The sequence below is a fragment of the bacterium genome (assembly GCA_021158245.1).
GTDB lineage: Bacteria > Zhuqueibacterota > QNDG01 > QNDG01 > QNDG01 > QNDG01.
Genome location: JAGGVB010000136.1, coordinates 1 through 7,012, shown reverse-complemented (window position 1 = coordinate 7,012; position 7,012 = coordinate 1). Strand labels below are relative to the sequence as shown.

Here is a 7,012-nt window from a genome sequence, read left to right as displayed (position 1 = left end):
TCGTCAGTCGATATTTATCATTCTATAACCGGATAAGAAAACATTCATATCAGGAGAACAATTCACCAGCACAATTTATGGAAATGAAAAATGGTGCTTAAACTTAACTTTGTGTCCATTTTTTTGTTGCAAATCCCTTGCACTTTAATGGAAAAAATTATAAACTTAAACACCTGCTTATGAAATTATATTCAGGGTGCTTAATGACCAACAAAAATACCAAAAAAAACGAAATTAACAAAGCTGCCTTCCGTTTTTATGAAGAGCTGAACGATTTTTTACCGCCGGATAAAAAGAAAAAAAATATTGAATATTTTTTTAAGGGAAATCCTTCTGTAAAAGATGCAGTTGAGGCAATGGGAATTCCTCATCCTGAGATTGACCTGATAATTGTAAACGGGAATTCCGTTGACTTTTCATATCAGTTAAATGACAGCGACCGGATTGCAGTATATCCGAGATTCGAATCAATGGATATTTCTCCAATTTTAAAGCTCAGGCCTTCTCCTTTACGAACAACACTCTTTATCCTTGACATACAACTGGGGAAACTTGCAAAAATGCTCCGAATGCTGGGATTTGATACCCTTTTTGATCCGGTATTTAACAGTCATGAGATTGTAAATATCTCTTTAAAACAGAACCGAATAATCCTGACAAAAGACAGAGCCCTTCTGAAATTAAAACCTGTGACACACGGGTATTGGGTAAGATCTACAATACCTGATGAGCAGATAAAAGAGATAATTAAAAGATTTGACCTGAAATCATCAATTGATCCGTTTACAAGGTGTATAATTTGCAACAGTAAAATTGTACCTGTGGAAAAAATTGAAATTGAAGATATTTTACAGGAAAAAACCAGGCTGTTTTATAATACTTTCCAGCAATGCACCGGATGCGGCAGAGTATTTTGGAAAGGGCCACACTATCAAAAAATGATAAAAAAAATTGAGAAGCTGCGCTCTGTTGATTTTTAAAAAAACTTTTCATACATTAGACCTCTTAATATTTATGTACTGTTGGAGAATATAATTGAACAAAATCGGTAGAAACGACCCCTGCCCCTGCGGCAGCGGGAAAAAATATAAAAACTGCTGTATGCTGAAGGAAAAAACGGAGAAAAAGATGAAACAAACCAGATATTACCGCCAGAATATAATAATTAAAACTGCAGAAGAGATAGAAGGAATACGCAGGGCAGGAAGACTTGTTGTAGATACACTCAATCTTGTTGAGAAAGAGATAAAGCCCGGAATAACGACCGAATATATCAATAAAATCGTCCATGAATACACAATTGAAAATAATGCTATACCAGCTCCTCTTAACTATAAGGGTTTTCCCAAAAGTGTCTGCACGTCTGTTAATGATGTTATATGCCACGGCATACCGGGCAGCTACATCCTAAAAGACGGAGACATCATTAATGTTGATATAACATCAATACTGGACGGTTTTTACGCAGATGCAAGCAAAACTTTTTTCGTTGGAACGCCATCAGATGACGCTAAAAAAATTGTTTCTGTAGCAAAAAAGTCTCTTAAACGCGGGATGAATATGGTTAAACCTGGGAATACATTGGGAGATATAGGCTGGGCAATCCAGACTTTTGCAGAATCAAACGGATGCTCTGTTGTCCGGGACTTTGTAGGGCACGGTGTAGGTATTAATTTCCACGAGCCTCCCCAGGTTGCTCATACAGGGCAGAGAGGGCGTGGTGTGCCTCTTATTGAAAACATGGTTTTTACTATTGAACCTATGATAAACACAGGTAAAAGCAGCCTCAGAATTCTTGAAGACGGCTGGACAGCAGTTACAATTGACGGGTCTCTTTCAGCACAGTTTGAGCAGACACTTGTTGTAACAAAAACAGGTTATGAAAGTCTTACTCCTTTTCCATTATAATAATTTACCGTGAACAGCGAGAAAACTCATAACCTTTATTCTTTTACAGGAGGATAAGAATATGAAACGCATGACTGCAGTTCTGTTAATTCTTGCTGCATATTCGCTCTCAAGGGGTGAGAACTACCTAATAAACGGAGGCCAGGAATCCCGCATTCTATATTCTCTTGTTCAGGAATTCCAGCCTGTACCAGGAACAAAAAAAGTATCATTAAGTTTTGTTATACCTCAAACCTTCATATCACCCACTTATAATCAGAAGATTAGCAATTTTCATCTTACCTTTACGCCGGAACCTGTAAAAAAAGAATCCAGAATTGATAAAAGAGGCAATAGAATCATTTTAGCAGAATGGATCCGGCCGGAAAGCAACATCTCTGTTAACACTTCCTTTAACGCAGTTACGGAAACCAAACTTGATAAACTTGAATCATCAGCTGCGTTCCATCCGTCAAACATACCTGCAGATTCAAAAGATTATCTTAAACCTACGGAACTTGTGCAGTCAGATTCTCCTCTTATTAAAGCAAAAGCAATCAAACTTGTTAAAGGTGTCAAGAGCCAGTTTGACGCTGTACAGCGCATCTTATCGTGGGTTGTAGATAACATGCACTATGTAACTCCTCCTGAAAAATATGATGCTCTATACTCTTTCAATAACAAAAAAGGCAACTGCCAGAACTACTCTCATATTGCAGCAGCACTTATGAGAAGTGTCGGCATTCCTGTAAGGATTGTCAACGGTGTAACTTTAAAAAAGCCCTATTCAATAAAAACAAAAAGCGGGGCTTATACATTTAAAATGGGACAGGGCAGGCACTCATGGATAGAGGTTCTGTTTTCTGATCTCGGCTGGATACCTTTTGACCCACAGCAGACAGAGCTCTTTGTATCAAACAGATTTATCCGCATAGAAATAGGAATTGACAACAAAGAGACAATAAACGACGGCCTGGTACGATGGGTTCAATCAAAAGGCGTGAACAGAATGCCCAAATTTATTGAATCAATAGAAGCCTCATTTGCAGCTGACTCTGTAAAGCTCTCAATGACAAAACAAAATTACGGGCCGAAAAATATGCTTCTCTGCCCAAGAATTGAAGCTGTATTCAAACCTGTCATTCTTCCTCCTGTAATTAAACCAAGGCCTGTCAAACCGCCGGTATTGAAGAAACTTCAGTATGATAAACCTACATTATTCGGCAACACTCAATTCCCTAGAAACATTGATTTCAGCCAGGCAAGAAATCAGGAAGACGAAGGGAATGAAAAATTCGTTTTAAAGAGAAATTTTATTGTTGAAAGTGCAGAGTACGTAACTACAAAACTCACCCAGTACGCGCAGATATTTATTGTTAACAAACCTTTAAAGCTTGTAAAAGCAGGAATTGCAATACATAAATTCGGAGGCAGCGGCCAGATTTGGCTGGAGCTTTTTGCAGATGACAACAATAAACCCGGCAAACTCATAAGCGCCAGCAAGCTAAAAGATATCGGCTCAATCAGGACTCAAAAGGGCTATGATTGGGTTGATTTTGATTTTTCATCAGACAAACCGCTCCTGCCTCCGGGACAGTACTGGATCAGCCTCGCTTTTACAGGGAGCCCGATTATTAACTGGTTTTATACATACGGTAAAGCTGCAGGCCCTGTCTACGGCACAAGATACAAATCAGTTTACGATTCCGACTGGAGTAACGCCTTAAGCTATGAATTTAACTTTCGGATTGCCGGATGGAGTGTAAGATAAAATCATGTATAAATAATCTTAACAAAGGTTATAATGGAAGTACATAACAACATATTCTTATGGAAATGGGAAGACCGCGAAGTTGACCTGTATAATACTCTTCGTTTACAGGTTGAAAAAATTGCAAAATGCGGATTCTCAGGTATTCTTGTCTGCCAGGGTATTTCGAGATACAAATTCACTGATAACAAGGTATTAAGAGCTCTTTCCAAAACAAGCCAGTACGCAAAAAAGAGGAATCTTGAATTTATAGTAATGGCAGACCCGAGACAATCATCCCGTTTTTTTATTTCAAAAACAGAAGAACGTACTCAATGCCTTATTATTCACAGAAATACTGACAAGGAAAAAACCGCTAAATTCAGTAACGTAGCAAAAGTGGAAGAAGGCCATTTTTTTATCTCAATTCCCTTTTCAGAAAAGTATTTATGCTCACACTTGCAGGAGAGAGCTGTGCTTTTTTCTCCATCCGGAGTGGAACGGGTCTTCCTTTTTCGCGCTGAAAATGACATTATTGCCCCGGACTCTGTTGAAGACATAACAGCTCTCTCATATTCCATAACCAACATTGCAGACGGTGTAATTGAAATCTCAGGAGATACTACAGAAAACAACGGTGGAAACTATTATGTAATGGCATTCCCGAGGTTTGATACAAATCTTTTTGATTTTGCAGGCAGAGAAAGCAACGATCTTGTATACTCTTTTGCAGGCAACATTTTTGATGCTTGTACTAATCTTGACGGAATGATCTGGGGATCGGACGAAACATCATACGGAATGATAGGAGACATGCTTCCTGTAAGCCTGTCAATTTACAACAACTTTAAAGCTGAATACGGATATGATCTAAAAAATTTTCTTTTTGCCCTGTTGCTTCCTATGTCAGATAATTCCCATATAAAAGTAAGGACTGACTTTTATACGCATCTGAATAATTTGATAAAAGCTTCCAAAAAAGATTTTGCTTCTACAATGCATGCTTTTTTCCCTGATTTTAATCTCATATCAATGTATTCCGTATCAAGAGGTGCGGGATCTGACGTAAAAAGATGCCCTGTATTTGACCCCTGGATTAACAACGATATTGTATCGGAGCATTTAACACACCTGGATCTTAACGCAAGGAACAATGGGGAACCGGATATTTTATCTGGTATGGTAATTAGTAAAAGCCTTGCGGTCTTTTCAGAATCGGGCAGCGGTGCAATTGAAATTTCAGGCATCAATAATAACAGAGAGAGCTTGAATTTTATTGCAGATACTGCATCTCTCTTTTCTCTCGAATTGATACTATCATCCGACAATCCGGAAGACTTTTTCAGAATAAATAAAAAAACATCAGAAGTGGACAGGATCACCAAAAGAACAGCACCTTTTGCAGATACTCTGTTTCTTTTTCCATCCTATACAATGATGAATATCAACGAGGAATACAGAAACTACATTCTGGATGAAACACTAAGACTTATAAAAGATCTAACACTTTCGCACATCCAGATGGATGTAATATCTCCCCATATGTTAACAAATGCGGAAGTATCGGACAGAGGAATAAGGCTTGGGTATAGAACCTATAAAGCTGTAATAGCACCTTACGCAGAGATTGTCGATTCTGAAATTTTTCATATTCTTTCCCGAATAGACGATTATAAACACCCTCTTCTATTTGGAAACAGTGCACCAAAATACTCAACAACTGGCAAAAAAGTACCAAAAAAATTCTCTATCTGCTTTACAATTGGAGAAAATCACATTCAGGAAATCCTATCCACTTCGATAAAACCTGCCGTAATCTTTCCTGAGTCATGTATTGGCACAATAATTTTTAAAAGAGACAGTACTCTTATTCTGGTGTCTCCATCAGCACCCGGTAGCAAATTTGAAGGCCGGATACTATTTGACGGGCATCAGATTCAAGTTGAGAAAAGCAATTCAATTACAATCTTTCAAAAAATGGCCGGCCAGGATTTTACTAAAATCTTATAGCTTGTGTTCAAAAGATAAAAATAAATTATCTCTAAATTTATTCGTGTAAATTAGTGTAATTTGTGGATAAAAAAGTAAACTACTCAAAACAGCTTTTGCTGATGATTTTTATCTGATGCATAAAGAAACTTCCTTCTTGCCTCAAGAAGTTTCTCATCTTCTCCTCTGAGCAAAGCAGCACTGGTAATCTCGACATTTCTACCCGAAGCTATCGCAGAAATATCCGTTATATAATCAGCCCACTCTGTACTTCTCTTTATGTGGTGATCTATTATAAGAGAAGTTACAGGAGTTTCTGTTACCATCATACCAATCTCTTTAATCCTGGCTTTTACTATTGCTTCCTGCTTTGCATTATTCAATGATGATACATCAGGTCCGTCAAGATACAATATATCAGGCTTGCTGTTTACCGCAAATGTCAAACTATTTTCATCAATAAATCCGTTAACGCAGGATGAAAAAAGAAATTTTTTCTCATTCTCTTCCAGTTCAAGCATAACGCAGGAATCAGTCTTTTCTTTATTTGAATAAAACGACGGCGAAAACTTCAGCACTACATCTTTGATTTTTACTTCCCCGTTATCAGCATAAACAGCCTGATATGAAAGCTTCTTCGCTGAATTTATAAATCCGAAGGCTCTGTTCCTCTGATGAGCAGGAATCCGGCTGTTTGGATTCTTTAAAAATATCTTTTTCCCTCTGTACATTTCATATGAGATATCATAAAAATGTTCGGGATGATAATTTGTAATTATAACAATATCTGCAATGCGTATGTACAATTTAATTCTGTCAATGAATTTCTTAAGCATCCACTTTTCAACAGGATGAGGAGGCAGGCCGAAGCGCTCGGGGCCAAGTGCAGCCCCGGGATCTATCAATATTTTAATACCGCCAGCCTCAATAAAAGTGGCCATAGACCGGACACCCATGGAATCCGCGGCAACGGGTATTATCTTCACTGCTCATCCCTCTGCAACTTATTTACAATTAAATATTTACAAAGGCCCGCGGGTACATTGTCCCCATGGGCCTTTATTGATTTATTGTTTGAATCGTTTCCGTACAAAAATATCAGGTACCAATCTTCCATGAAGCGAGGTACTCTTTCTGCTCTTCAGTAAGTTCATCAATCTTTATTCCCATAGATTCCAATTTTAAAGCTGCAACCCAGTTCTCTATCTTTTCCGGAACATCGTAAACTTTGGGTTCAAGATTATCCTTTTCCTGAACAACCCACTCTGCCATCAATGCCTGAGTTGAAAAACTCATGTCCATCACACTTGCTGGATGCCCTTCTGCTGCTGCCAGATTGATGAGCCGCCCTTCTGCGAGAAGATAAACCGTACGTCCGTTTTCAAG

At 38.2% G+C, this 7,012-nt stretch carries 6 protein-coding genes; 4 read left to right on the top strand and 2 right to left on the bottom strand.

Features of this window, described 5'->3' with window-relative positions; genetic code table 11:
- Positions 1-203 precede the first annotated feature (203 nt).
- The 4 genes from J7K93_07350 to J7K93_07335 all read left to right on the top strand — a co-directional run bounded on the left by J7K93_07350 (position 204) and on the right by J7K93_07335 (position 5,647).
- Positions 204-980 carry a Mut7-C ubiquitin/RNAse domain-containing protein gene (locus tag J7K93_07350; GenBank protein MCD6116813.1) on the top strand — a complete coding sequence of 259 codons (777 nt, stop codon included), beginning with the start codon at positions 204-206 and terminating at the stop codon, positions 978-980.
- Positions 981-1,035: 55 nt separating this feature from the next.
- The gene (gene map / locus J7K93_07345; GenBank protein MCD6116812.1) at positions 1,036-1,908 is read left to right on the top strand and encodes a type I methionyl aminopeptidase; all 873 of its coding nucleotides are present in this window, start codon (positions 1,036-1,038) and stop codon (positions 1,906-1,908) included.
- Positions 1,909-1,969: 61 nt separating this feature from the next.
- The gene (locus J7K93_07340; protein MCD6116811.1) at positions 1,970-3,658 is read left to right on the top strand and encodes a transglutaminase domain-containing protein; all 1,689 of its coding nucleotides are present in this window, start codon (positions 1,970-1,972) and stop codon (positions 3,656-3,658) included.
- 33 nt (positions 3,659-3,691) lie between these two features.
- The gene (locus tag J7K93_07335) at positions 3,692-5,647 is read left to right on the top strand and encodes a hypothetical protein (protein MCD6116810.1); all 1,956 of its coding nucleotides are present in this window, start codon (positions 3,692-3,694) and stop codon (positions 5,645-5,647) included.
- Between the two features lie 83 nt (positions 5,648-5,730).
- On the opposite strand, the gene J7K93_07330 is transcribed toward J7K93_07335, so the two are convergent.
- On the bottom strand, positions 5,731-6,612 hold the full coding sequence (locus J7K93_07330; GenBank protein ID MCD6116809.1) for a hypothetical protein: 882 nt from the start codon (positions 6,610-6,612) through the stop codon (positions 5,731-5,733).
- A 112-nt stretch (positions 6,613-6,724) separates the two neighbouring features.
- On the bottom strand, positions 6,725-7,012 hold a 288-nt coding region (locus J7K93_07325), incomplete at its 5' end, for an adenosylhomocysteinase (protein MCD6116808.1).